This is a genomic window from Enterobacter sp. ENT02, from assembly GCF_019219165.1.
GTDB classification, from domain to species: domain Bacteria; phylum Pseudomonadota; class Gammaproteobacteria; order Enterobacterales; family Enterobacteriaceae; genus Enterobacter; species Enterobacter mori.
In genome coordinates, this window is sequence record NZ_JAHUWD010000007.1 from 89,013 (window position 1) to 112,112 (window position 23,100).

General features: G+C 57.1%; 26 protein-coding genes. 5 read left to right on the forward strand and 21 right to left on the reverse strand.

The annotated features are described in order from the left end of the window. Position 1: 1 nt before the first annotated feature. The 12 genes from KW829_RS18680 to KW829_RS18735 form a co-directional block, all read right to left on the reverse strand. Positions 2–286, reverse strand: a complete 285-nt coding sequence (locus KW829_RS18680) for a type II toxin-antitoxin system RelE/ParE family toxin (RefSeq protein WP_010427361.1) — start codon at positions 284–286, stop codon at positions 2–4. Continuing rightward, positions 276–518 (reverse strand): type II toxin-antitoxin system RelB/DinJ family antitoxin, encoded by a 243-nt coding sequence (locus KW829_RS18685; RefSeq protein ID WP_008501400.1) that lies wholly within the window; start codon positions 516–518, stop codon positions 276–278. The genes KW829_RS18680 and KW829_RS18685 overlap by 11 nt, the downstream gene beginning before the upstream one ends. A gap of 77 nt (positions 519–595) precedes the next feature. Continuing rightward, the gene (locus KW829_RS18690; protein ID WP_218308810.1) at positions 596–2,506 is read right to left on the reverse strand and encodes a PRD domain-containing protein; all 1,911 of its coding nucleotides are present in this window, start codon (positions 2,504–2,506) and stop codon (positions 596–598) included. Positions 2,507–2,525: 19 nt separating this feature from the next. Then, on the reverse strand, positions 2,526–3,662 hold the full coding sequence (locus KW829_RS18695; protein ID WP_218308811.1) for a lactonase family protein: 1,137 nt from the start codon (positions 3,660–3,662) through the stop codon (positions 2,526–2,528). Positions 3,663–3,777: 115 nt separating this feature from the next. Continuing rightward, positions 3,778–4,518: a KDGP aldolase family protein gene (locus KW829_RS18700; RefSeq protein ID WP_218308813.1), complete on the reverse strand. Its 741-nt coding sequence runs from the start codon at positions 4,516–4,518 to the stop codon at positions 3,778–3,780. Continuing rightward, positions 4,515–5,633 carry a DgaE family pyridoxal phosphate-dependent ammonia lyase gene (locus tag KW829_RS18705; protein WP_218308815.1) on the reverse strand — a complete coding sequence of 373 codons (1,119 nt, stop codon included), beginning with the start codon at positions 5,631–5,633 and terminating at the stop codon, positions 4,515–4,517. The genes KW829_RS18700 and KW829_RS18705 overlap by 4 nt, the downstream gene beginning before the upstream one ends. Further along, positions 5,617–6,750 (reverse strand): amidohydrolase/deacetylase family metallohydrolase, encoded by a 1,134-nt coding sequence (locus KW829_RS18710; RefSeq protein ID WP_218308816.1) that lies wholly within the window; start codon positions 6,748–6,750, stop codon positions 5,617–5,619. Before KW829_RS18710 ends, KW829_RS18705 begins: the two co-directional genes overlap by 17 nt. Before the next feature lie 42 nt (positions 6,751–6,792). After that, positions 6,793–7,434 carry a DUF4310 family protein gene (locus tag KW829_RS18715; protein ID WP_010427370.1) on the reverse strand — a complete coding sequence of 214 codons (642 nt, stop codon included), beginning with the start codon at positions 7,432–7,434 and terminating at the stop codon, positions 6,793–6,795. Positions 7,435–7,447: 13 nt separating this feature from the next. After that, entirely contained in the window at positions 7,448–8,224 is a 777-nt protein-coding gene (locus KW829_RS18720; RefSeq protein WP_008501408.1) for a DUF4311 domain-containing protein, read from the reverse strand. A 22-nt stretch (positions 8,225–8,246) separates the two neighbouring features. Continuing rightward, a complete protein-coding gene (locus KW829_RS18725; RefSeq protein ID WP_010427371.1) occupies positions 8,247–8,546 on the reverse strand; it encodes a DUF4312 family protein in 300 nt (99 codons plus the stop codon). Positions 8,547–8,548: 2 nt separating this feature from the next. Further along, positions 8,549–8,911 carry an SFCGS family glycine-rich protein gene (locus tag KW829_RS18730; RefSeq protein ID WP_010427372.1) on the reverse strand — a complete coding sequence of 121 codons (363 nt, stop codon included), beginning with the start codon at positions 8,909–8,911 and terminating at the stop codon, positions 8,549–8,551. Between the two features lie 10 nt (positions 8,912–8,921). After that, complete coding sequence (locus KW829_RS18735) at positions 8,922–9,260, reverse strand: glycine dehydrogenase (protein ID WP_029484951.1); 339 nt, start codon at positions 9,258–9,260, stop codon at positions 8,922–8,924. A gap of 449 nt (positions 9,261–9,709) precedes the next feature. On the opposite strand from KW829_RS18735, the gene KW829_RS18740 reads away from it, so the two are divergent. After that, a complete protein-coding gene (locus KW829_RS18740) occupies positions 9,710–9,832 on the forward strand; it encodes a Hok/Gef family protein (RefSeq protein WP_230372849.1) in 123 nt (40 codons plus the stop codon). A gap of 70 nt (positions 9,833–9,902) precedes the next feature. Here the strand turns inward: KW829_RS18740 and cybC are convergent, their stop codons facing one another. Together cybC and pmbA are read right to left on the reverse strand one after the other, a co-directional pair. Continuing rightward, positions 9,903–10,289: a cytochrome b562 gene (gene cybC / locus KW829_RS18745; RefSeq protein WP_010427378.1), complete on the reverse strand. Its 387-nt coding sequence runs from the start codon at positions 10,287–10,289 to the stop codon at positions 9,903–9,905. A 38-nt stretch (positions 10,290–10,327) separates the two neighbouring features. Further along, entirely contained in the window at positions 10,328–11,680 is a 1,353-nt protein-coding gene (pmbA, locus tag KW829_RS18750; protein ID WP_218308817.1) for a metalloprotease PmbA, read from the reverse strand. A 95-nt stretch (positions 11,681–11,775) separates the two neighbouring features. Between pmbA and yjgA the strand changes: the two genes are divergently transcribed. Continuing rightward, complete coding sequence (gene yjgA, locus KW829_RS18755; protein ID WP_042713463.1) at positions 11,776–12,327, forward strand: ribosome biogenesis factor YjgA; 552 nt, start codon at positions 11,776–11,778, stop codon at positions 12,325–12,327. Positions 12,328–12,404: 77 nt separating this feature from the next. Here the strand turns inward: yjgA and mpl are convergent, their stop codons facing one another. Continuing rightward, positions 12,405–13,781, reverse strand: coding sequence for a UDP-N-acetylmuramate:L-alanyl-gamma-D-glutamyl-meso-diaminopimelate ligase (gene mpl / locus KW829_RS18760; RefSeq protein WP_010427384.1), 1,377 nt, complete (start codon positions 13,779–13,781; stop codon positions 12,405–12,407). A 197-nt stretch (positions 13,782–13,978) separates the two neighbouring features. On the opposite strand from mpl, the gene fbp reads away from it, so the two are divergent. Continuing rightward, the gene (fbp, locus tag KW829_RS18765) at positions 13,979–14,977 is read left to right on the forward strand and encodes a class 1 fructose-bisphosphatase (protein ID WP_010427386.1); all 999 of its coding nucleotides are present in this window, start codon (positions 13,979–13,981) and stop codon (positions 14,975–14,977) included. Positions 14,978–15,125: 148 nt separating this feature from the next. After that, positions 15,126–15,482 carry a LysR family transcriptional regulator gene (locus tag KW829_RS18770; RefSeq protein WP_010427388.1) on the forward strand — a complete coding sequence of 119 codons (357 nt, stop codon included), beginning with the start codon at positions 15,126–15,128 and terminating at the stop codon, positions 15,480–15,482. On the opposite strand, the gene KW829_RS18775 is transcribed toward KW829_RS18770, so the two are convergent. The 5 genes from KW829_RS18775 to ytfQ all read right to left on the reverse strand — a co-directional run bounded on the left by KW829_RS18775 (position 15,454) and on the right by ytfQ (position 21,735). Beyond that, the gene (locus KW829_RS18775) at positions 15,454–17,025 is read right to left on the reverse strand and encodes a methyl-accepting chemotaxis protein (RefSeq protein WP_148400920.1); all 1,572 of its coding nucleotides are present in this window, start codon (positions 17,023–17,025) and stop codon (positions 15,454–15,456) included. The genes KW829_RS18770 and KW829_RS18775 overlap by 29 nt on opposite strands. Positions 17,026–17,118: 93 nt before the next feature. Then, positions 17,119–18,120, reverse strand: a complete 1,002-nt coding sequence (gene yjfF, locus KW829_RS18780; protein ID WP_218308818.1) for a galactofuranose ABC transporter, permease protein YjfF — start codon at positions 18,118–18,120, stop codon at positions 17,119–17,121. Next, a complete protein-coding gene (gene ytfT, locus KW829_RS18785; protein WP_174341204.1) occupies positions 18,107–19,132 on the reverse strand; it encodes a galactofuranose ABC transporter, ATP-binding protein YtfT in 1,026 nt (341 codons plus the stop codon). The genes yjfF and ytfT overlap by 14 nt, the downstream gene beginning before the upstream one ends. 10 nt (positions 19,133–19,142) lie before the next feature. Then, positions 19,143–20,645 carry a galactofuranose ABC transporter, ATP-binding protein YtfR gene (ytfR, locus tag KW829_RS18790; RefSeq protein ID WP_042714280.1) on the reverse strand — a complete coding sequence of 501 codons (1,503 nt, stop codon included), beginning with the start codon at positions 20,643–20,645 and terminating at the stop codon, positions 19,143–19,145. A 133-nt stretch (positions 20,646–20,778) separates the two neighbouring features. Continuing rightward, entirely contained in the window at positions 20,779–21,735 is a 957-nt protein-coding gene (gene ytfQ, locus KW829_RS18795; protein ID WP_014882271.1) for a galactofuranose ABC transporter substrate-binding protein YtfQ, read from the reverse strand. A 309-nt stretch (positions 21,736–22,044) separates the two neighbouring features. On the opposite strand from ytfQ, the gene ppa reads away from it, so the two are divergent. Beyond that, a complete protein-coding gene (gene ppa / locus KW829_RS18800; RefSeq protein WP_010427397.1) occupies positions 22,045–22,575 on the forward strand; it encodes an inorganic diphosphatase in 531 nt (176 codons plus the stop codon). A 179-nt stretch (positions 22,576–22,754) separates the two neighbouring features. Here the strand turns inward: ppa and KW829_RS18805 are convergent, their stop codons facing one another. Continuing rightward, entirely contained in the window at positions 22,755–23,099 is a 345-nt protein-coding gene (locus tag KW829_RS18805) for a gamma-glutamylcyclotransferase (RefSeq protein ID WP_010427401.1), read from the reverse strand. Between the last annotated feature and the right edge of the window lies 1 nt (position 23,100).

The window sequence follows — 23,100 nt, forward strand, 5'->3', positions numbered from 1 at the left end:
GCTAAAGCCGTTTGTTTGCATCATGATAAACGGCTGATTTCTCTCTCTTCCCAATGGCAATAACAACAACCAGCACCACTTCGTCCTGAACCTGATAGACCAGGCGATAGCCGGAGGCTTTAAGTTTGATTTTGTAGCAATCAGGCAGGCCCTGTAAGCGGGCTGATTCAATCCTGGGTTTCGCCAGCACGTCGGCAAGTTTCTTCTTAAACTGGTCTTTTACAGTCTCCCCCAGTTTGCTCCACTCCTTTAACGCCCTGGGATCAAACGCCAGTTCATAAGTCATCCAGACTAACCTTAATTCCCTTTTGCGGATTAGCCAGCCGCTCCCGGACCGTCTGTATCAGCGCATCTTCGCTGTCGCTAATCGTGACCGTTTTCACGGGCATGCGCCCTGTTTCAGCTACGTACTGAAACAGTAATCGCACCGCTTCCGTAGGGGTGATATTGAGTTTTTCCAGCACGGCGTAAGCCTCGTTTTTGAGTTTGTCATCCAGACGGACGTTAAGCGTGGCCATTATGCCTCCAGTAAAAACGAATATGTAATGCATTTTAGCATTACATTCGCATTACATCGAATTCTGGATAACGCCTCTCAAAACCGGCTCAAACTCTCCATCGCCACCGCCTTAAACTCGGCAAAATCTCCGCAGCTACAGAGCCGTGACATCGCGCGTTCGCGCAGGAACGTCACGAAAATATCGTAAATCGCCATCGCCTCTTCGTATTCGCTTTTGCTGATGGCGAGCAGGAAGATGACGTGCGCGGTTTCATCGCCCCACTGGACGCCGTGCGGGGCGAGCACGGTATAGACTACCGTTTTCTGCGCCAGCAGGCCGAGTGAGTGTGGCAGCGCAATGCCGTCGCCGAGCATAGTGCTGACGATGGCTTCACGCTCGACGACGGAATCCAGGAACTCCGCGCCGACAAATCCCTCGCCTTCAAGCTGCGCGCACAGTTCCCGGAACAGCGTTTGCTGATCAACGGGCGTGTCGATAATGCGGAAATGGGCCGCATCGAAGTATTTATCCAGCATCCACGGGCGGGTACGGTCCACCAGCACCAGCTTGCCGATCTGCTCTAACTGATAGTCGGTCGGGAACGGGGCAATCGTCACCACCGGTTTGGACTTTTCGCTGACGCGGGCGGTGGCGATCACAAAGTCTTCGCCAATCGTTTCTGCCAGCTCGTACTCGCGCAGGGTGAGCGTGCGCGTAACCTCAATTTGCGGGTATTTACGCTGCAGCACCGCCTCAATCATGCGGACCATAGCGTTACCAGCGTCGCACACCAGCAGCACGCGCGGCTGACGCTGGTAGCCAATGTTGTAGTGACGCTCCAGCCCGACGCCGATATGCAGCACCAGGAAGCCAATCTCGTTTTCGCTGATCACATACGGCGTGTATTTGCCCCAGTTCGATACCGCTGCGAGGGTCATATCCCACGCCATCGGGTAGTGCTGCTTGATGTTATCCAGCAGCGGGTTGGGGATCATAATTTGATACCGCACGCGGGTGATCATGGTTTTGATGTGCGTGAGCAGGTCCGCGTGAAGCTGTTCGTCGCTGAGCAGGTTGTAGTTATAGTGAGTGTTGATGTAGCGCAGGATGTAGTTGACCAGCGCTTCATCGTCGTCTGCGTTAATCGCGCTCGGGGCAATCTCCTGGATCTGCCGCGCCGCAATGTGCACGCACAGCCAGCTATCCTCCGAAGGCGAAAGCGCTTTGCCCGCCAGCTGCTGGATAGAGACCGCGATATCTTTCGCCGCCTCGCGCACGTTCTCTTCTACGTCTTCAGCGTGGAATTCCGGCAGCGGAAAGCCCTCGCTGATGCGACGTACCGACACCGCACAGTACAGACGCAGGAACAGCTCGCCTTCGTCGGTCAGGCGGATGTGATGTCGCGTCAGCGCATCATGCAGTACGGCCACCATCTGCTCCGGCACACCCGCGTTGAGAGCAACTTCGGTCACCAGCGGGTTGAGACTGTCCTGCTGCGCCAGCTCCCAGAGCAGGTCGGTCAGGCACGCGCGGGTGGACATCTCGCTGCCAAACAGCTTCATGCCGTGGCGCGGACGCGTTTCCAGGGTCAGGTTGTAGCGGTGGAACCACTCGCGCACTTCCACCATGTCGCTTTGCAGCGTGGCGCGGCTGACAAACCACTCATCGGCCAGATCTTCCAGCTTGAGGGAAAACGCTGAGGTGAGAAAACGCACCACCAGATAGTGCACGCGCTCGGGTCCGGTCCGCGGAATACGCAGCGCGCGCGGGTGGGATGCCTGCAATTGCTGATAACGTTCAGCGTCGTCAATTTTGAGCTGATAGCCATTGCCACGGCTCAGAACAAACTGCGCGCCGTGGCTTGCCAGCAGCGCGTTCAGGGCGGTGATATCGGCACGGACGGTTCGCGTGGAAACCGATAGCCGCTGCGCCAGCTCGTCCTGCGGCAGCGTCTCGTTTTGCAACAGATCGAAAAGTTGCGCTAAACGTTGGTTCGGAAATCGCACGGGTTTGTCCTCTTACGGCTTAAGGTGAAATGACCATCTGGGATGGACTGCCGACCGGGGTATAGTCCGGTTCGAAGCTGAGTTTGCCGTCCTGCGCCACGCGGAAACGGGTAATGTTATCGCTCCGCTGGTTCATGACGTACAGCCAGCGTCCCTGTTTATCGAGCGTCAGGGTGCGCGGATAGTCGCCCCGCGTCCACACGTCGTCCTGATGCGTCAGCGTGCCCTCCGCTGTTACGGTAAAGTGCCCGATGCTGTTATGCAAACGGTTAGCCACATACAGCTGTTTGCCGTCGGCACTTAATGCCAGCCCGGCAGCAAAGCTGGTGCCTTTGTAACCTTCCGGCAGGGCTGAAAGCGTTTTGCCCTCTTTTAAGGTGCCGTTGGCGCTCACGGTATAATGGGTGAGCGTAGACGCCTCTTCGTTAATCAGCCACAGGGCATCGCCTTTTGGCGTAAAGACAAAGTGGCGCGGTCCGGCACCTTTTGAGGAGGCGCTGATAAACGGCGGATCGTTCGGCGTCAGCTTGCCGGTTCGATCGTCAAAGCGGTACTGGTAGAGACGATCCAGCCCAAGATCGGTGGAAAATACGTACTTGCCGCTCGGATCGGCGGCGATCATGTGCGCATGCGGACCGTTGTGATCGCTGATGGCAAAGCTGCCCTCCGCAGCCGCTTCCGGCTTCGCCGCGCCCGGTTCGCCTTGATCCTGATATTGATCCGTGGCGTCACCCAGGCTGCCGTCTGCCTTGACCGGCAAAACGGCAATCGACCCGCTGACGTAGTTGGCCACCAGTAGATGACGACCGTTCGGCGTCAGGGAAAGATACACCGGCCCCGCACCGCCGGATGCCACCTGATTCAGCTTGCTCAGCTCACCGTTATCCCCCACCCGCAGCGCCTGCACCACGCCCTGCTCCACTTCACTTGCCAGGTAGAGCGTTTTGCCGTCGTGCGAGACGGTAAGCTGCGCAGCGTTCGGCAGCGTGCTGACCAGCGTTTTATTCGCCAGCGCGCCGCTTTGCGGATCAACGGTAAAGCGGTACAGCCCTTCTCCGTTGGGGTTGTAGGTGCCCACCCAGGCGTATTGCGTTTGGGCGATAGCGGTGGTGGCGAGCATTGAGAGTGAAGCGACAAGCAGGGTACGGGTGTGCATGGTGGCTCCTTCAGGTTTGTGCGGTGTGTTTCCCCTCACCCCGGCCCTCTCCCAAAGGGAGAGGGGGTAAAGGTTCCCTCTCCCTGTGGGAGAGGGTTAGGGTGAGGGGCAGGTTTTACTTCACCAGCTTCTTCGTCATCGCCAGCAGCGTACGCACGTCTTCCGGGCGCGTGTCGCCGCTGGCTTTGTCGATAATCGAGCTGTAGATATGCGGGATGATTTTGCTCACGCCCGCGTCGAGGGCGATCTGCAGGATCTCCTCATAGTTTTCCAGATCGATTCCCCCGGTCGGCTCCAGCCAGAAGTCGTGACGGGCGCAGGCTTCCGCCACCGCTTTGTACTCGTCACGGCACTTGAGGCCGCCCATCGGAAAGTATTTGATGGAGCTGCCGCCGAAATCTTTCAGCAGGGCAATCGCGGTTTCAACCGGCACGATGCCGTCCATAGCTGCGCTGCTCAGCGGGCCGGTGGAGATTTTGACCATCCCGACGGTGCCGGTCGGAGAGACCAGACCGTTGACCACCGATTCATTCTGCCCCAGCAGCGCGCGGCTGGTGGCCACGCCGGTGAATACCTGGTTGACGTGCTGCGGCTGCACCTGACGGGAGATTTCACTCACCATCGCCGACTGGTTCGGATCCCCCGCGCCCAGGCTGACGGAGAGCGCGTTATCAATCAGCGCGGCGTATTCACGCATATCGGCGACGGCGCTGTCCACGTCCGGGTAATTTTTGGAGAGCACGCCCACCAGCACATGACCTTCCGCCGCCTCGTAAATTGCGCTGGCGTTGGCTTTCGATCCTGCCAGCACGTTCAGGCAAACGCGGTCACGGTAAAAGTTGGGGGTCAGTTTCATGCTTTTTTCTCCTGTCCTAATACTTCGCTAATGCGGCGGTAGACGATGTTCAGCTGCTCAGCATTCACGCTGCGCACGTCCGCCTCGATAATCCCTTCGTTGGCCTTGTAGCCACGGAAGTAAATGGCGTATTCGCCCTGCTTCAGCTTCGCCACCAGATCGCCGGTGCCGACGCCCGTTGTGGCTTCATCAAACTTAATCTCGGTGCGGGCGATATCGCGACCGGCGCTGTCCCAGACCACGCGCGCGGTCACGCCGTTCAGGGTATTAAGCGCGTCGATAAACGGCGTCATCTTCGCCACCATCTCAGCGCCGCTCTCTTTGGTCGCCGTCAGGTAGTGTTCGATGGCGCAGGTCAGGCCGAGAATGCCCTCTTTGCCCACTTTCATGGCGCGGCCAATGCCCGCCGTCTGACGCTTCACCCATTCAACATATTGAGTTTTGCCGATCACCAGCCCGCTGGTTGGCCCTTCAATCGCCTTCGCGCCGCTGTAGATCACCAGATCGGCGCCGGAGCGGTAGTACGCGTGCAGATCTTCTTCCGCTGCCGCATCGACGATCAGCGGCAGATCGTGCTTACGCGCCACGACCGCCGCCTGCTCGACGCTGAGCATGCTTTTCTGCACACAGTGGTGCGATTTGATGTAGAGGATCGCCGCGGTACGCGGAGTGATCGCCGCCGCCAGCTGATCGGCAGAACATTCGTTGGCGTAGCCCGCTTCCACCAGCTTGCCGCCGCCCAGCGCCACCATGGTGCCCACCGGCGCACCAAAGTTCACGTTGTGGCCTTTCGGCAGGACGATTTCGTTGTTCTCAATCGGGGTCACGTGCAGGTTTTCCAGCAGCCAGTCGCTGTCTTTTACCAGCACCGCCGCCACGGACTGGGCAATGCCCGCCGACGCGCAGGAGACCACCGTTGCCCCTTCCACATCCAGCAGCTTCGCGATGTATTCACCGGTTTTATTAACCAGATCCTTCATCTCGAAGTACTCATTCATACCGTCCATTGCCGCCTGCACCACTTCCGGGCGAGGCGTGGAGACGCCCAGCGCCGTCATGCGGCCGGACGTGTTGATAACCTGCTTTAAGTTGTACTTCTCATAAATCGAAGGCATGTTCCGTGCTCCCTTGTTCGGTCATGTAGCCCTTGCCCGCGCGGATCGCGGCAAGCGGCACCAGAATGTGTTCAGCCTGCAGGCTGTCGTTTTCGGCATCCGTCAGCACCGTCGGCTGGCGCTTGAGCGTGAACAGCGTCAGGTCGGCATCGAGACCCGGCTGAATGCGGCCTTTGCGCGTCAGGCGAAGGCCGTCGGCTGCGCTGGCGGTTACGCAGTCAATCACCTGCGGCAATGACATGCCGATGGCGAGAAACTTCGACATCACGCTTGCCAGCGAGCCTACCGGGCCGTTAATACGGTTGCGGCAGTAGATATCCGAGCTGATGGTGTGCGGCAGAATGCCCATCGCGATGGCGCGTTTCGCCACCTCAAAACTGAAGCTCGCCGTGCCGTGCCCCACGTCCAGACGCACGCCGCGCTTCAGGGCGGAGGTGATGGAGACGCGCAGCTCGCCGGAGGGCGTCAGAATGCGGTTGGGTTTGCCGTTATAGCAGTGGGTGATAATGTCGCCGGAGCTCAGCAGCTCGGCAATTTCGTCGAGGTTCGGCGGGTTGTTGCCGATGTGCACCATCAGAGGCAGGTCGCCGTTCTCTTTCTGAATGGCTTTGGCGCGCTCCAGCGGCGTAATGCCGTTTTCACCGACCACGCTGCTGCTCATGCGCGCTTTCAGACCGACGATAAAATCAGGGTGGCGCTTCACCGCCTGCTTCACCGCGTCGGCGTCGATGTTGGCCATATTGGCCAGTTCGTTCTGGGCAATCAGCCCCACGCGGGAGATGTTCAGCAGGGCAAAGACCTCGGTAGAGGCTTTGCGGGTGATGTCGTAGAAATCGTCCACGTCGTCGGCACCGGTACTGCCCGCGTCCACCACGGTGGTGACGCCGGTGGCAATGCCGACGCTGTCCGGTTCGTCGTGGTAAATCGGGGAGTTCGGGTAGCAGTGAACGTGGGAGTCAATCCAGCCTGCGCTGACGAATACGTCGCCGTTCAGCTCAACCGTTTTATGCGCGGGGGCGTCAATGTCGCCCAGCGCCGCGATCTTCCCGTCCTGAATGGCGATATCGGTCAGGGTATCGTCGGCAAGGCGCGCACGGCGCAGGAGTAAATCAAACATGAGGATCTCCTGATAAGGCGGGCGCCTGAGCGCCCGCGGGTATTAAAGGGCGACCGGGAACAGCCAGCCCAACAGCATTGCGCCGAGGATCGCGCCACCGGTGATCGGCTTCTGCCAGATGTAGAACACCAGCGCACCCAGCAGGGAACCGACGCCGATAGGAATGGAGGCGGTCATGGCGCTGAGGATAATCAACGGCCCGAGGAAGCGGCCGGAGGCGTTACCCGCGCCCATCATCACGTCTGCACCGTAGGTGGAGTTGCTCTGGTTGATGGTGAACTTACGCGCCAGGATGATGACGTAGCCAATCGCCAGGCCAATCACCAGGCCGGTAATCAGCGCGGCAATGAAGTTGGTCACCGGGAACATGATCCCCGCGCCCAGCAGCAGCGCCGGAACGCCGAGGCCCACGCCGGTCTGAATGGCGCCGCCGATGTCGAGAATACCGACCAGCGAGCCTTCGATAATACGGGCGAACAGGAAGCTTGCGCCGAACGCCGCCACCGCGCCGTAGACGCCGGTATCCATCCCCGCTTTCAGCATCGCCACGAAGGCCACTTCGTTAAACGCGCCGATGCCGTAGAGGTAGTACATGTGCGTTCCGGCGAAGACGCCGGAGGAGAGCAGGCCAACGAAGATCGGGAACGACCAGTCGGCATACCAAAAACCTTTATTCTGTTCCATGTAGAGGCTCCTGTTATTTACCGCTGAGCGAGTTGTGGATCATATCGAGCCAGTTCGGCACGGTCAGATGGAAGGATTCGATCATCTTCATGTCGAAGCCGCGGAAGAAGCCGCTCAGCACGAACAGCAGGACGATCGCCGCCATCATCACTTTGGTGACGTGGTTCCAGCCGCTCTCTTCCACGCCTTTACCGATCAGGATACCCAGCACCAGGCCCGGTACGGCGTTGCCCATGATCAGCTGCGCCGCGCCGCCGAAGATGGTCGCCCAGAAGCCCGATTTTTTACCCGCGTCAATGGCTGCCAGCCAGAAGATCACCGGCATCACGGTGTTGACCAGCAGGTTTGCCGCGGGTACCAGCACCTTCACGGCGGTGACCTGAAGCGCTGCCGGCACGGAGGAGGCGGTCAGGTTAAGGAAGGTCACGACGATCATGCCGATCACGCCGCAGGCAATCGCCATTTTGCGAGGGTCGTGCAGCGTTTCGCCGACGTTACGGTTTTTGATCATCAGTGCAGCAGCACCCCAGTTTGGGATGATGCGGTGGTCAACGTCCTGTGTGAAAGCCCCTGCGGCCACGGAAGAGGCCCAGGCGTTAAAGAAGAAACCTAACCCAAAGGAGAAGTGGGACGCCGGATCCCCTTCACAGGAGTTCAGTTCCCCCAACGTACGAAACGCGCCCATACCCTGTGTGGTAGGCGCATGAAACATGCGTGCAGCCCCGGCCCCCACACCGACGCCAACCAGGCCGCCAATGATGAGCGATTTTATTAATATAATTAAGAACATCAGTCTGCCCTTTTATGAATAATCAGCGTTGCGTGACGAAATCCACCTGGTCAAGATTGATCGCGGTCACGTTGACGGTCACATCCAGCTCCACGCTGTAGGTGCGTCTTTCCCGGCGCAAAAAGAAGAACAGAAACGCTTCTTTACGCACCGCTTCTTGCGCCTGAACAACCTGCACATCCTGTGGCTCAATACGCAGTAAGATATGCGGTGAGGCTTTCATCACCGCGGCCTGTACGTGGTTGAGCGCGTCGGCAAAGGCGCGCGCTTTGGCGTCGCCTTTTCCCTTCACTCTCACCGTGGTTGAGAACTGTTCTTTCATGCTTATGCGCCGTATTTCTTCTGCCACGCCTGTACCAGACGCTCGCCCAGCTCTTCTTTATCCATAAAGCCAAAGCCCAGCACGTTGCAGCCTTCGTTGATGGCGGTCACGCCCTCTTCCACGGAACGCATGCCGTATTTCGCTTTGTAGCCATATTTGGTTTGCGCCGTGATGGCACCCGCGCCGCCGCTGCCGCAGAAGGAGATGCCGAAGGTGGCGTTTTCCGCTTTCATCATGTCGCCAAGCTTCATGTCCGCGGCCATGCCCGGTACCACAACCGCGCGTCCACCTGCTTTTTCCACACCGGCTGCCACTTTCTGACCTTTGCCCAGGCGATCGCCAATCACGACTGTAATCTGTTCCATGTGTTGCTCCTTAAAGGTTGTCTTTCGCGACTTCGAAGTGAACGGAGAGCAGCCAGGCTTCTTCATCAGGAAGGTTGCCAAACTGCGCTACCACTTCACGGGCAAGTTGCATTGAATCTGGTGAAATTTCGTCGAACAGCTCCGCTTCAACCTCCGGCAGCGGCTCGCCGGTCACGGACCGGTGCGCCATCGCGCGAACGTGGGAGGTCAGCATCTGCTCCTGCACTGCGTTAGGGATGATGTCGTGCCGGGCCAGCAGGGCATAAACCTGCTGCAGCATGGTGTTAGCGAGCTGCTCTGTGTGCAGCGCCTGTTCCCCAACGTCGTTCATTACCGCTCCGTTAATCACTGGTCTTACCCCGTTAATGGCTCTGGAATAAAACTAACGTTGCAGGGGAATTGTTTGTAGCGAGTTGTTTTCCACTTCGAAGTGGAAAGGCGAGCAGCAGCAGTGATCTGTGCCACATAAATGCGGTGAATCTGGTTAAACCGCTGTATTTACGTGATGAATATCACGCTATTCAGCGGCAATGAACAGGCAAGCAGAGTGGAAAAGTTTCCGAGCGGGCTCGTAGAAATGTGACGCGGATAAGGTTTTCTTATGGGGATTCGCTAGAGTGGCGACGGGTGCTTGAGACTGACCGTCTCAGGCATGGGACGGAAAGTGGAAAGCCCCGCCTGATAGAAAATCAGGGCGGGGGCTCGAAACGACACGTCACACCGTGGAGTTCGCTACCTCGCCCGCTTTACAGCAAGGAGGCATCCATGAAACGCAGAAACCCAAGTATCGGGGTTTTGATGATTATTTCTTTGACAATAATCATCTTAACGCTGGTGACGAGGAAAACACTGTGCGAGATCCGTTTTCGAAACGGCTCGCTTGAAGTGACCGCGCGGATGGAGTGTCGCTCCGGCAAGTAGGGAGCAAAGATGCGGGGGCGCGTAATGCGCCTCCGCATACGGAGGAAGGACGTACAGCTCAGGCACCCAATTAACGATACTTTTTATGATAGGTGTTGCGCGTCGCCACAAACTGGTCGGCCGCCGCCTGGGCTTCCTTCACCTTGCCTTCGTTAGCCAGCTTCAGCGCACCGTCGATCTGGCCGACCAGCACGTCAAAGCCGTGGCGATAGTCTTTCATCTCTGCACTGTCTGCCGCTTTGCTTTCCAGCTTCGGCGGGGTAGCTTTTTGCGCGTCCAGCGCCGCTTCACGCATTTTGGTCAAGGCGTCTTTCATGTCCGCCGCATTGTCCGTTTTCTGCACTACCTTCAGGTTTTCACTGAGGATGTCCATATTGTCTTCGAGATCGGCAGCAAACGCAGACGAACCAAGAACCAGCGTTGAAGCCGCGACGATCGCTAACAGATGTTTACGCATTGCTCACTTCCTTTTTTATTATTAACAAAACGCTATCTTTATTGACCCGCAATTTTCATTTCGGGCAGAAGAACTGAACCACACTGTATATTGCTACGTGTTTCAATATCGTTACCGACCGTAACGATGTCGCGCCACATATCCTTCAGGTTACCCGCGATGGTGATTTCGCTCACCGGATACTGAATTTCGCCGTTTTCGACCCAGAAGCCCGCCGCGCCGCGCGAGTAGTCGCCGGTGATGCCGCTTACGCCCTGGCCCATCAGTTCCGTGACGACCAGGCCGGTGCCCATCTCTTTCAGCATCTGCTCAAAGCTCAGGCCCTGACCGGCAATGCGCCAGTTGTGGATCCCGCCCGCGTGACCGGTGCTTTTCAGCCCCAGCTTGCGCGCGGAGTAATTGGTCAGCAGCCACTGGGTCAGAATACCGTCTTTGATAATATCGCGACGTTCGGTGCGAACGCCTTCACTGTCGAACGGCGTGGAGGCCAGCCCTTTCAGCAGGTGCGGATGCTCTTCAATGGTCAGCCATTCCGGCAGGATCTGCTTGCCCAGCGAGTCGAGCAGGAAGGTCGATTTACGGTACACCGAGCCGCCCGCGATAGCGCCCACCAGATGGCCAAACAGGCCGGTTGCCACTTCATTAGCAAAAATGACCGGGGCTTTCATGGTGGAGAGTTTGCGGGGCGACAGGCGAGACAGCGTGCGCTCGGCGCACTCTTTACCCACCCACTCCGGAGACTGTAAATCCCCCAGCGCGCGGCCAATGGTGTAGGCGTAGTCGCGCTCCATGTCGCCGTTCTCTTCGGCGATGACGCAGCTGGAGAGCGAGTGGCGGGTAGAGCAGTAGCCCTGCAGCATGCCGTGGCTGTTGCCAAAGACTTTGATACCGTAATGGCTATTGAAGCTGCCGCCTTCGGTATTGGTGATGCGCTTATCGGCCTGCAGGGAAGCCTGCTCGGCGCGCGCGGCCAGTTCAATGGCTTCGTCCGGGGTCACTTCCGCCGGGTGGAAAAGATCGAGATCCGGCGCATCAAACGCCAGCAGCTCTTTATCCGCCACGCCTGCGTAAGGATCAGGAGAGGTATAACGGGCGATATCCAGCGCCGCCTGCACCGTTCGGGCAATGGCATCCGGACTGAGATCGGTGGATGACGCGCTGCCTTTACGATTCTGGTGATACACCGTGATCCCAAGCGCGCCATCGCTGTTGAATTCGACATTTTCCACTTCGCCATAGCGGGTGCTCACGCTGATGCCGGTGGTTTTGCTGACCGCCACTTCGGCGCCATCTGATTTTTCTGAAGCAAGCATCAGCGCGGTGGAGACGGCTTCTTCCAGAATCTTACGCTGCGCTTCAACTTGTGAGGTTACTTTCATCGCAAATGCCATACTGTAAGAGAGAGTTATCTGAAGTCTAACAGAGAACCGTTTTTCAGTGCGCGTCTTAACTGGTAACATTAGCCTCTTTTTTTAAGGAGCCTGACATGACTAAGCAGCCCGAAGACTGGCTCGACGACGTTCCCGGTGATGACATCGAAGACGAAGATGATGAGATCATCTGGGTCAGTAAAAGTGAAATTAAACGTGACGCCGAAGAGTTAAAACAGCTTGGCGCGGAAATGGTAGAACTGGGTAAAAACGCGCTGGATAAGATCCCGCTCGACCAGGATCTGCGTGATGCCATTGAACTGGCACAGAAAATCAAAAAAGAAGGCCGTCGTCGCCAGCTTCAGCTTATCGGGAAAATGCTGCGTCAGCGCGACGTCGATCCGATCCGCCAGGCACTGGACAAGCTGAAAAACCGCCACAACCAGCAGGTTGCGTTTTTCCATAAGCTTGAGCAGATCCGCGATCGTCTGATTGAACAGGGTGATGACGCCGTACCGGAAGTGCTGAACCTGTGGCCGGATGCCGACCGCCAGCAGCTGCGTTCTTTGATCCGCAACGCGAAGAAAGAGAAAGAAGGGAATAAGCCGCCGAAGTCTGCGCGCCTGATTTTCCAGTATCTGCGCGAGCTGTCTGAGAACGACGAGTAATCTGCTCCCCTCTCCCCGGAGGGGCGAGGGAGAAAAGAATGTAGGCCCGGTAAGCGCAAGCGCCACCGGGCTTTTTTTTACTCTGCGACCGCTTCCGCTTTCTTCGCCAGACCGTCCAGCAGCTTCTGATGGATCCCACCAAAACCGCCGTTGCTCATCACCAGAATATGGTCACCGGGCTGTGCGGCTTTCACGACCATATCCGCGAGCACATCCACATCCGCACTCCAGTGTGCAGGCTGAATGCAGGCGTCGGCCACTTCGGCCACCTGCCACGGAATATGCTGCGGCTGTAAGAGGAAGACTTCATCGGCACGTCCTAACGACGGCGCGAGGTCATCTTTGCAGATGCCCATTTTCATGGTGTTCGAGCGCGGTTCCAGCACGGCCAGAATGCGCGCGGTGCCGCCAACCTTGCCGCGTAACGCTGCAAGCGTTGCCAGAATGGCGGTTGGGTGATGCGCGAAATCGTCATACACCGTCACGCCATTCGCTTCGCCACGCAGTTCCAGACGGCGACGGGCGTTAATGAACGAGCCCAGCGCATTGGCTGCATCCGCAGGCAGCACGCCCACGTGACGCGCCGCAGCAATGGCCATCAGGCCGTTGTGCATGTTGTGCTCGCCTACCAGGCCCCACTTCACCTCACCCACTTTTTCACCGTCGAGCAGCACTTCCCACTCGGAGGCATCGGCGTTGAGTTTCTTCGCCTGCCAGTGACCCTGTTCGCCCACCAGCTCCTGCTCGCTCCAGCAGCCCATCGCCAGGGTTTGCTTCAGGTTGATGTCGTTCTCCGGCAGGATGATGCGGCCCTGACCCGGAACAATGCGCACCAGGTGGTGGAACTGTTTCTGGATCGCTTTCAGGTCGTCAAAGATATCCGCGTGATCGAACTCAAGGTTGTTGAGGATCAGCGTGCGCGGGCAGTAATGCACAAACTTGGAACGCTTGTCGAAGAATGCACAGTCGTATTCGTCGGCTTCGATCACAAAGAACGGGCTGTCACCCAGACGTGCAGAAACGTCGAAGTTGCCCGGAACGCCGCCAATGACAAAGCCAGGCTTATAGCCACAGGCTTCGAGGATCCAGGTCGCCATTCCGGCGGTGGTGGTTTTGCCGTGGGTACCGGCAACGGCAACAACCCAGCGGTCGCGCAGCACAAAATCATGCAGCCACTGTGGGCCAGACATAAACGGAATATTGCGTTCCAGCACCGCTTCAACACATGGGTTACCACGGGTCATGGCGTTGCCAATGATCACCAGATCCGGTTCAGGATCCAGCTGGCTGGCCTCGTAGCCCTGAATCAGCGAGATGCCCTGCTTCTCCAGAAGCGTGCTCATCGGCGGATACACATTGGCGTCCGAACCTGTTACTTCATGGCCCAGTGAGCGCGCCAGCATTGCCAGTCCGCCCATGAAAGTGCCACAAATCCCCAATATATGAATGCGCATACGTCACTATCCTTCTTCAATGTGGCGCACATTTTACTCACATGTTAGCGGCTGTGAAACGCATTTCAGGTAAATCCGTATTTGCTGGCGCGATTCACCAGTGCGCTACTATTTGAATATTTGTTAAGATTGTTGGGCTTTAGTCGTTTTGGTGAACATACAATCGCTCTACTCACATAAGATGCAGGGAAAGTGTTATGAAAACGTTAGGTGAATTTATTGTCGAAAAGCAGCACGAGTTCTCTCATGCTACCGGTGAACTCACTGCTTTGCTGTCGGCAATAAAGCTGGGCGCTAAGATCATCCACCGCGATATCAACAAGGCCGGTCTGGTCGATATCCTGGGTGCCAGCGGTGCCGAGAACGTTCAGGGCGAGGTTCAGCAGAAACTCGATCTGTTCGCAAATGAAAAACTGAAAGCTGCACTGCGCGCGCGCGACATCGTTGCGGGTATCGCCTCCGAAGAAGAAGATGAAATTGTTGTTTTCGAAGGATGCGAACACGCGAAATACGTTGTCCTGATGGATCCGCTCGACGGCTCCTCCAACATCGACGTTAACGTTTCTGTCGGTACCATTTTCTCCATCTACCGCCGCGTCACGCCTGTTGGCACGCCGGTCACCGAAGAAGATTTCCTCCAGCCGGGCAGCAATCAGGTTGCTGCGGGCTATGTGGTGTATGGTTCGTCCACCATGCTGGTGTACACCACCGGCTGCGGCGTTCACGCCTTTACTTACGATCCGTCGCTGGGCGTGTTCTGCCTGAGCCAGGAACGTATGCGCTTCCCGGAGAAGGGCAACACTTACTCCATCAACGAAGGCAACTACATTCGATTCCCGAGCGGCGTGAAGAAGTACATCAAATTCTGCCAGGAAGAAGATAAAGCCACCCAGCGCCCGTATACCTCCCGCTATATCGGTTCTCTGGTCGCTGACTTCCACCGCAACCTGCTGAAAGGCGGTATCTACCTCTACCCAAGCACCGCAAGCCACCCGGACGGGAAGCTGCGTCTGCTGTACGAATGCAACCCGATGGCATTCCTCGCCGAACAGGCGGGCGGCAAGGCGAGCGACGGTAAAGAGCGTATTCTGGATATCGTGCCGGAAAGCCTGCACCAGCGCCGTTCGTTCTTCGTCGGCAACAACCACATGGTTGAAGACGTTGAACGTTTCATCCGTGAGTATCCGGACGCGTAACCCCTTTCTCCTGGGAAGCCGCCCGGCTTCCCAGTCATTTATATATTTTACCGTATAAGTGTTTATAAAAAAGACGCTTTAATCTTCATCCCTGCTCCTGCATTATTTCCATAACAGTTTGACAATTATTTCCTGGAGCATATTCGCGATGAAAAATTATTCTCGTGCCAATACCGGCATTGATTTAAATCTTATTCCTGTCTTTATTGAAATTGTTCGCTGCGGCAGTATGGCGAAAGCCTCTGTGCGCCTGGACATGTCCCGCCCGGCGGTAAGCCTGGCACTGAAGCGCTTTAATCAACTTTTTGATGAGCCACTGTTTTACCGTAAAGGTTTATATCTTGAACCCACAGAAAAAGCGTTAGCGTTAACCAGCGCGCTGGAAATATTAATGGGGAATATTCACGATAATATTAATGCGTTAAATTCATCGACAAATAAAACCCTGGCACAGCACGTACCAGGGATGAATATGATTATGCAGCAGTCTGGGCCGTCAGCTTAAACGAGGACATGGCTTCCATCAGTTCGCGCGACTGCTCTTCCAGCGAGCGTGTCGCGGCGGATGACTGCTGTACCAGCGCCGCATTTTGCTGCGCCGTTTCGTCCATCTGGTTCACCGCGATGTTCACCTGCTCAATGCCGCGACTCTGTTCCTGAGACGCGGTCGCAATTTCACGCATCAGTTTGGTCATTCGCAGCACTTCTGTTGCGATCTCATCCATCGTTTCGCCGGCCTGCTGTGCCAGTTCGCTCCCCTCATTCACATGAGTTTGTGAATCGCTGATAAGCGATCGGATCTCTTTCGCCGCGTCGGCACTGCGGCTGGCCAGGTTTCGCACTTCGCCCGCGACAACGGCAAAACCCCGTCCCTGTTCGCCCGCGCGCGCGGCTTCAACGGAGGCGTTCAGCGCCAGAATGTTGGTCTGGAAGGCAATGCCGTCGATCACGCTCAGGATGTCGGCGATCCGCGCCGAGCTGCCGGAGATATCGCGCATTTTTTCAATCACGTAGCAGACCATTTCACTGCCGTGATCGGCCGTGTCGGAAACGGACTTCGCCAGCTGGTGCGCCTGCTCGGCGTTGTCGGCGTTGAGTTTCACCGTGGCGGTGATCTCTTCCATGCTGGCCGCCGTTTGCTCAAGTGAGGTAGCGGTAGATTCCGTGCGCTGGGCAAGGTTCATATTCCCTGCCGTCAGCTCCCGGCTGCCGGTATCAATTTGCGAACTGGCATCGCGCACCCGCAGAACCGATCCCATCAGCGACTGACGCATCGCTTCAATGGCCGCGTTGAGCCGGTTAAATTCCTGGCTGGCCGTTGGATCCAGGGTATGGGTTAAATCGCCTGCCGCGACATGTTCAAGCTGAGCAATCGATGCCGAGAGCGGCTTCAGCAGCATATGGCGCAGCACCAGCCAGGCGAGGACGATAATACCTGCCGTCAGCAGCGCGGCGACAACGATCAGGATCAGTACGCGGGTTTTGCTCGACTGCACAGCACTGACTTCCGCTTTGCCACGCGCTTCGCTCCACGCCTGGAAAGCCTGCATATCGTTATCAAACTTGTTTGCCACCGGAATCAGCGCGTTCTCAATCAGGTCGTAATAACCGTCCGCACTCTGGTCGTTCAGGGCTTTCAGCATCGGGTTGATGCCCTGCCGGGTATACGCCGCCAGACTCGCCGCCACGTTATCCAGCAGCTTTTGCCCCTGCTCGTCAGCCACCCCGCCGTCGATCACGGCTTTCAGCGTTTTCTGCGCCTGGGCAATTTCCTGATTGATGTTTTTTACCGATTTGGATGCATCGTCCAGCAGACCAATTTCCATCATTCGGACGGCCTGGCCCGCCTCATTGCGCGCGCGCAGGATCAGCGTATAGCCAGAATTAAGCTGCACCATTTGCTCACCCTGAAGGTGGTTGATGCGCTGGAGTGAAGAAGAACTCTGTGTGAGGGCATAAATACCAATGCCGCTGACAATCAGCAGCAGAAGGGTCATAACGGCCAGTAGAGAGAGCAAGCCGGTACGAATCGATAGCGTTTTCAGCATGATGTTATTTCCGGTAGCGAGATATTTCTTGGCGTAAAAGAAGAGTATCGGCCGCTACCGGAAAATGTTTAGACTTTAAGCAATTTCAGCGTGTTATGGCTCTGTTACCGATGTGTTTACGCGGGTAACAGGCGAGCTTTGACGGTTCTCCCAGATCACCGTCAGACCGCGCTGCAGGGCAATAAAAATAAACAGCAAAATGCCGATGGCGATCTTCGTCCACCACGAGCTGAGCGTGCCGTCGAAGTTAATGTAGGTCTGTATCAGCCCCTGGATCGCCACGCCGAACAGCGTGCCTAGCACCGTGCCTACCCCGCCGCTGAGCAGCGTGCCGCCGATCACCACAGAAGCAATCGCATCCAGCTCAACGCCGACGCCCGCCAGCGCGTAACCGGCCTGGGTATACACAGAGAAGACGATCCCCGCCAGCGTCGCCAGCCCGGTCGACAGCATATAGATGCGGATGGTGGTGCTGCGGGTGGAGATCCCCATCAGGTTGGCCGACGTGGCGTTACCGCCAATGGCGTAGACCTGATTACCAAACCGGGTGCGGTGGGCGAGGAAGATGCCAATCACCACCACGCCCAGCATCAGCAGTCCCATCGCGCTCAGGCGGCCGCCGCCGGGGATTTTCCACGCCAGGCTGGAGAGTGTGTCGTAGATGGGGTGGTTAATCGGGATCGACTCCTCCGACACCAGATAGCTCACGCCGCGCAGGAAGAACATCCCGGCGAGGGTGATGATAAAGGCAGGAATTTTCAGCGCGTCGATCAGCAACCCCATAAAGGCACCAAACGCGCAGCCCATCACCAGCACCAGCGGGAATGCCACCAGCGGAGAGATGCCCCAGAACCCAATGGCTTTCGCGAGGAACACGCCCGTAAACGCGATCACCGAGCCGACGGAGAGATCGATCCCGCCGGAGAGGATCACAAAGGTCATCCCGACGGCGATGATGCCTAAAAAGGCGTTATCGGTCAGGATATTGCAGATCACACGCGTGGAGGCGAAACCGGGAAACTGGGTGAGGCAGTAGAGATACCCCAGCACAAACACGCCCAGCGTGATCATCAACGGCAAATTACGTTTTATCATGGCCACGGATCCCCTTAATGATGCTGACAAAGCGCGGCGACTGGACGATCAGCACGCAGAGCACGACCACCGCTTTCACCACCTGGTTGAGTTCCGGCTGGAATCCCGAGAGCAGGATGCCGGTGTTCATGCCCTGAATGATCAGCGCCCCCACCACCGAGAGCAGCAGGTTAAAGCGCCCGCCCATCAGCGACCCGCCGCCGATCACCACCGCGAGGATCGCGTCCAGCTCCAGCCATAACCCGGCGTTGTTGGCATCGGCCCCGCGAATATCCGCTGCGACGATGACCCCGGCAATGGCGGCGCAGACGCCGCTCAGCACGTAGGTCAGCATCACCATCAAGCGGGTGTTGACCCCGGCGTTGCGCGCGGCGCGGATGTTGATCCCCACCGCTTCAATAAACATGCCGAGCGCCGTTTTGCGGGTAAAGAGCCAAAAGATAAGCAGCGTCACGAGGGCAATAATCACCGGCGTCGGGAAGAACAGAAGGTTGCCGCTACCGAGCCACGCCAGGCTCGGGGAGTTAAAGGTGACGATCTGCCCGGACGTAATCAGCTGCGCCACGCCGCGCCCGGCCACCATCAGTATCAGGGTGGCAACAAAGGGCTGAATTTTCAGCACCGCCACCAGAATGCCGTTCCAGAGCCCGGCTAATACCCCGGAGCCCAGTGCGGCCAGCAGCACCACCGGCAGGCTGTGCCCGGCCACGGTCATCGAGGCGGCAGTGGCGCCAGCAATCGCCATCACCGCGCCGACGGAGAGGTCAATCCCACCGGTGGCGATCACCAGCGTCATACCTATCGCCAGCAGCGCGACGGGTGCGGCGCGGTTTAAAATATCGATCGGACTGCCAAACAGGCGGCCATCCTGCACGATGATCTGGAAGAAATGCGGCGCGACCAGGCTATCCACCAGCAGCACCACCAGCAGCGCCGCGATTTGCGGCGTACCGGTCGGCCAGCTGAAGCGGCGCTTTGACTCACCGGTTTGCGAAAGTGAACGGGGCATCACGATTAGCTCCTTACGCCGCGATGGCATTCATGATTGCCGGAACGGACAGCTTATCCAGCGGGATCTCTGCCACCTGCTTGCGATCGCGCATGATAATGACGCGATCGGCATAACCCACCAGCTCCTCAAGCTCGGACGAAATGACCAGCAGGGCCAGACCGTCCGCGCACAACGTTTCGATAAGCCGGATAATTTCGGCGTGCGCGCCTACATCAATGCCGCGCGTCGGCTCGTCGAGGATCAGGAACTGCGGTTTGGTCAGCAGCCAGCGCGAGAGGAGAACCTTCTGCTGGTTACCGCCGGAGAGAAATTCAATGGGCTGTTCCGCGCTCGGGGTGCGAATACCAAGCTGACGGATAAAGCGCTCGGCAATGGCGTTTTGTTCTTTACGCGGAATGGGACGCAGCCACCCGCGCTGCGCCTGTAGCGCCAGAATGATGTTTTCCCGCACCGAGGCGGCGGCAATAATACCGTCCGTTTTCCGGTCTTCCGGGCAGAAGCCGACGCCCAGACAGGACGCCTGATGCGGCGATCGCAGGGTTTGCGGTTTGCCCTTGATCAGCGCCCTGCCGCTGTCGGCAGGTTTGATCCCGAAGATCACTTCGGCGGTTTCGGTTCGGCCTGAGCCTAGCAGGCCCGCCAGGCCAACAATCTCACCGGGGCGAACCTCAAGGTTAAACGGCGAGATCACCCCTTTTTTGCCGTAATCGCTGAACGCGGCGACCGGTTTTTCGCTCAGCAGCGTGCGTCCTGCACGCTGAAGGGCGTTGGTTTCCAGCTCTCGGCCCAGCATCATTTTCACCAGCTCAATCTGCGGTAGCTCGCGGGTCTCGCGGCAGCCGACAAAGCTGCCGTTGCGCAGCACCGTGATGCGATCGCTCACTTCATACACCTGATCGAGGAAGTGCGTAACGAAGATCAGGCTCACGCCCTGATCGCGCAGCTGGCGCATCAGGGTGAAGAGCATTTCGACTTCCTGAGTATCCAGGCTGGCGGTGGGTTCATCGAGGATCAGCACCTTTGCCGAGAGATCGATAGCCCGGCAGATGGCGACGATCTGCTGCATCGCCACGGAAAAGCGGTTCAGCGGCTCGCGGACGTCGAGGGAAAAGCCGTATGATTCCATCAGTTTTGTCGCCCGCGCTTCCATCTCTTTGCGGCGCAGCAGGCCAAAACGACGTGGCTCACGGCCAATAAACAGGTTATCCGCCACCGACATGTTCGGCAGCAGGTTGACTTCCTGATACACCGTCCCAATCCCCAACTGTTGGGCATGGGCGGTATTTTTTGGCGAAATGGCGTTACCTTCCAGCCAGATGGTGCCGCGATCGGCGTGATACACGCCGGTCAGCGCTTTAATCAGCGTGGATTTCCCCGCGCCGTTCTCGCCCAGCAGCGCCATGATCTCACCGCGACGCAGGCTGAAATCGACGTTATCCAGCGCTTTTACGCCGGGGAAGAATTTACTCAAGCCCTCTGTGCGGAGGATTTCCTGGTGTTGTTCAGTGGTCATATGTCCTCCCCTCACCCTGACCCTCTCCCCGGAGGGGAGAGGGGATTGATCGTGCCAATTGTTAATATCCAGCTCCGCCCTTCCTTTCTCCCTCTCCCCTCCGGGGAGAGGGCTGGGGTGAGGGGCGAGGGTCTTAATAGCCCATATTTTTCTTCTTCTCTAACTCTTCTTTTGCCGTGTCAGGCAGATAGAGCGTGGACTTAGTGACCGTCACTTTCTCAGGCATCGTGCCGTCTTTCTTGAATTTCTCCAGCGCGTCGAATGCCGGGCCCGCCATGTTCGGCGTCAACTCCACGCTGGCGTTGGCTTCGCCGTCAATCATCGCTTTGTAGATGTCCGGCACGCCGTCGATAGAGCCGGTGAGGATATCTTTGCCCGGCTTCAGACCCGCTTCTTTAATCGCCTGAATCGCACCGATCACCATGTCATCGTTGTGGGCGTAAACCATGCAGATGTTCTTGCCGTTGTTTTCAGCCTTGATAAAGCTTTCCATGACCTCTTTGCCCTTACTGCGGGTAAAGTCACCGGACTGAGAACGGATAATTTTGATGTTTGGCGCTTTGGCGATGGCCTCAGCAAACCCCTTCTTACGGTCGATGGCCACGCTCGCACCGACGGTGCCCTGCAGCTCAACGACGTTACACGGCTTGCCGTCGACCTGTTTCACCAGCCAGTCACCAATTAACTGTCCTTCAAGCACGTTATTGGCCGTCACGGTGGTCATATAGAGAGATTTGTCTTTTACATCAATGGAACGATCGAGCAGGAAGACCGGGATCTCCGCGTCTTTCGCTTCCTTCAGCACGGGCTCCCAGCCGGTCGCCACGACGGGCGCAATAAAGATGGCATCTACGCCCTGGGCGATAAAGGAGCGTACGGCTTTGATCTGGTTCTCTTGTTTTTGCTGACCATCGGCGATTTTCAGCGTGATCCCGCGTTTCTGGGCCTCGCTTTTCGCTACGTTGGTTTCTGCCGCGCGCCAGCCGGATTCAGAGCCGACTTGCGAAAAACCTACGGTTAAAGGTGCGGCCATCGCCATAGACGACATGGCTGCCGAAACTGCTGTGACAAGAAGTAAGCGCTTCCACATATGAACGTCCTCGTAGGGTGAGTTATTGTTGGTTAAAAGATGTTCTGCGAAATGACTATAGCCAATGAAATATGTAACGAATTGCGTTACATCACACTTCAGAAAAGTGAATAAAACGTTAATCACAAGTTTGTAATCGCTTTCATTTCACCATTAAAAATGCGGCTGAGTTTATGGATTTTCCTGTCATGGAAACGGTCTGAAAAGTGGGCTCAACGAGGGAAGATGGCGAAAACAGGCGGAGACATTCAGCGCGAGTTGGCTATAATACCTGCCACTTGTTTACCATCCATTTTAAAGGACACCGACATGAGCTTACTCAACGTCCCAGCGGGTAAAGAACTGCCAGAAGACATCTACGTAGTTATCGAAATCCCGGCTAACGCAGATCCGATCAAATACGAAGTGGACAAAGAGAGCGGCGCCCTGTTCGTAGACCGTTTCATGTCTACTGCGATGTTCTATCCGTGCAACTACGGTTACATCAACCACACCCTGTCTCTGGACGGTGACCCGGTTGACGTGCTGGTCCCAACGCCATACCCACTGGAGCCAGGCTCCGTCATTCGCTGCCGTCCAGTTGGCGTGCTGAAAATGACCGACGAATCCGGTGAAGATGCGAAGCTGGTTGCGGTACCGCACACCAAGCTGAGCAAAGAGTACGATCACATCAAAGATGTGAACGACCTGCCAGAGCTGCTGAAAGCGCAGATCACTCACTTCTTCGAGCACTACAAAGACCTCGAAAAAGGCAAGTGGGTTAAGGTTGACGGCTGGGACAACGCTGAAGCGGCGAAAGCAGAAATCATCGCCTCTTTCGAGCGCGCGGCTAAGAAGTAATTCTTACTGCCGATCGACAAAGCCCCGCATGTCGGGGCTTTTTTGTGGCTGGAGAGTTTTGCCCGGCGGCGCTACGCTTGCACGGGCCTACATGTTCATTGCAGGCCAGGTAAGCGCAGCGCCACCCGGCAAGAGTCGCAAAAAAAGCAACGCCACCTTTCGGTGGCGTTGCTTTTTTTTCAGTACTGGTCTCTGTCTAACCAGTTACCGCTTTCAATCCGCGTTAGCCCATCAACAGGACGCTGATAAACGTACATCCACGCACTTCCGTATGGCGTCTGGATCAACTGGCGAGCGTATTCACCGCCCCTGGTGCGCAAGGCATCAAGTTCGGCAAGCGTAGCATTGTCAATACGATAAACTTCACCCTGTACTGTTCCTTCCCCCGGAACCGCGCCTGGATAGTGGCCCAGACTGTACAACTGGTAGTTCTCGATATTGTAATTCCCCAGCAGCAGGGCATTGGTCATCCAGTGACTGTTGCCTTGCTTGGTTCGTAAACTGCCGTACACAAATATTCGCATT

Excerpts from the sequence above, each read along its gene's own strand:
- pmbA (WP_218308817.1), bottom strand. The coding sequence starts at position 11,680 with ATGGCATTTGCGATGAAAGTAACCTCACAAGTTGAAGCGCAGCGTAAG.
- yjfF (WP_218308818.1), bottom strand. The coding sequence starts at position 18,120 with ATGATAAAACGTAATTTGCCGTTGATGATCACGCTGGGCGTGTTTGTG.
- KW829_RS18715 (WP_010427370.1), bottom strand. The coding sequence starts at position 7,434 with ATGGAACAGAATAAAGGTTTTTGGTATGCCGACTGGTCGTTCCCGATC.
- cybC (WP_010427378.1), bottom strand. The coding sequence starts at position 10,289 with ATGCGTAAACATCTGTTAGCGATCGTCGCGGCTTCAACGCTGGTTCTT.
- KW829_RS18805 (WP_010427401.1), bottom strand. The coding sequence starts at position 23,099 with ATGCGAATATTTGTGTACGGCAGTTTACGAACCAAGCAAGGCAACAGT.
- KW829_RS18725 (WP_010427371.1), bottom strand. The coding sequence starts at position 8,546 with ATGAAAGAACAGTTCTCAACCACGGTGAGAGTGAAGGGAAAAGGCGAC.
- KW829_RS18710 (WP_218308816.1), bottom strand. The coding sequence starts at position 6,750 with ATGTTTGATTTACTCCTGCGCCGTGCGCGCCTTGCCGACGATACCCTG.
- KW829_RS18705 (WP_218308815.1), bottom strand. The coding sequence starts at position 5,633 with ATGCCTTCGATTTATGAGAAGTACAACTTAAAGCAGGTTATCAACACG.
- KW829_RS18680 (WP_010427361.1), bottom strand. The coding sequence starts at position 286 with ATGACTTATGAACTGGCGTTTGATCCCAGGGCGTTAAAGGAGTGGAGC.
- ppa (WP_010427397.1), top strand. The coding sequence starts at position 22,045 with ATGAGCTTACTCAACGTCCCAGCGGGTAAAGAACTGCCAGAAGACATC.
- KW829_RS18695 (WP_218308811.1), bottom strand. The coding sequence starts at position 3,662 with ATGCACACCCGTACCCTGCTTGTCGCTTCACTCTCAATGCTCGCCACC.
- KW829_RS18700 (WP_218308813.1), bottom strand. The coding sequence starts at position 4,518 with ATGAAACTGACCCCCAACTTTTACCGTGACCGCGTTTGCCTGAACGTG.
- yjgA (WP_042713463.1), top strand. The coding sequence starts at position 11,776 with ATGACTAAGCAGCCCGAAGACTGGCTCGACGACGTTCCCGGTGATGAC.
- KW829_RS18775 (WP_148400920.1), bottom strand. The coding sequence starts at position 17,025 with ATGCTGAAAACGCTATCGATTCGTACCGGCTTGCTCTCTCTACTGGCC.
- KW829_RS18730 (WP_010427372.1), bottom strand. The coding sequence starts at position 8,911 with ATGGAACAGATTACAGTCGTGATTGGCGATCGCCTGGGCAAAGGTCAG.
- mpl (WP_010427384.1), bottom strand. The coding sequence starts at position 13,781 with ATGCGCATTCATATATTGGGGATTTGTGGCACTTTCATGGGCGGACTG.
- ytfR (WP_042714280.1), bottom strand. The coding sequence starts at position 20,645 with ATGACCACTGAACAACACCAGGAAATCCTCCGCACAGAGGGCTTGAGT.
- ytfQ (WP_014882271.1), bottom strand. The coding sequence starts at position 21,735 with ATGTGGAAGCGCTTACTTCTTGTCACAGCAGTTTCGGCAGCCATGTCG.
- fbp (WP_010427386.1), top strand. The coding sequence starts at position 13,979 with ATGAAAACGTTAGGTGAATTTATTGTCGAAAAGCAGCACGAGTTCTCT.
- KW829_RS18770 (WP_010427388.1), top strand. The coding sequence starts at position 15,126 with ATGAAAAATTATTCTCGTGCCAATACCGGCATTGATTTAAATCTTATT.
- KW829_RS18740 (WP_230372849.1), top strand. The coding sequence starts at position 9,710 with ATGATTATTTCTTTGACAATAATCATCTTAACGCTGGTGACGAGGAAA.
- KW829_RS18685 (WP_008501400.1), bottom strand. The coding sequence starts at position 518 with ATGGCCACGCTTAACGTCCGTCTGGATGACAAACTCAAAAACGAGGCT.
- KW829_RS18720 (WP_008501408.1), bottom strand. The coding sequence starts at position 8,224 with ATGTTCTTAATTATATTAATAAAATCGCTCATCATTGGCGGCCTGGTT.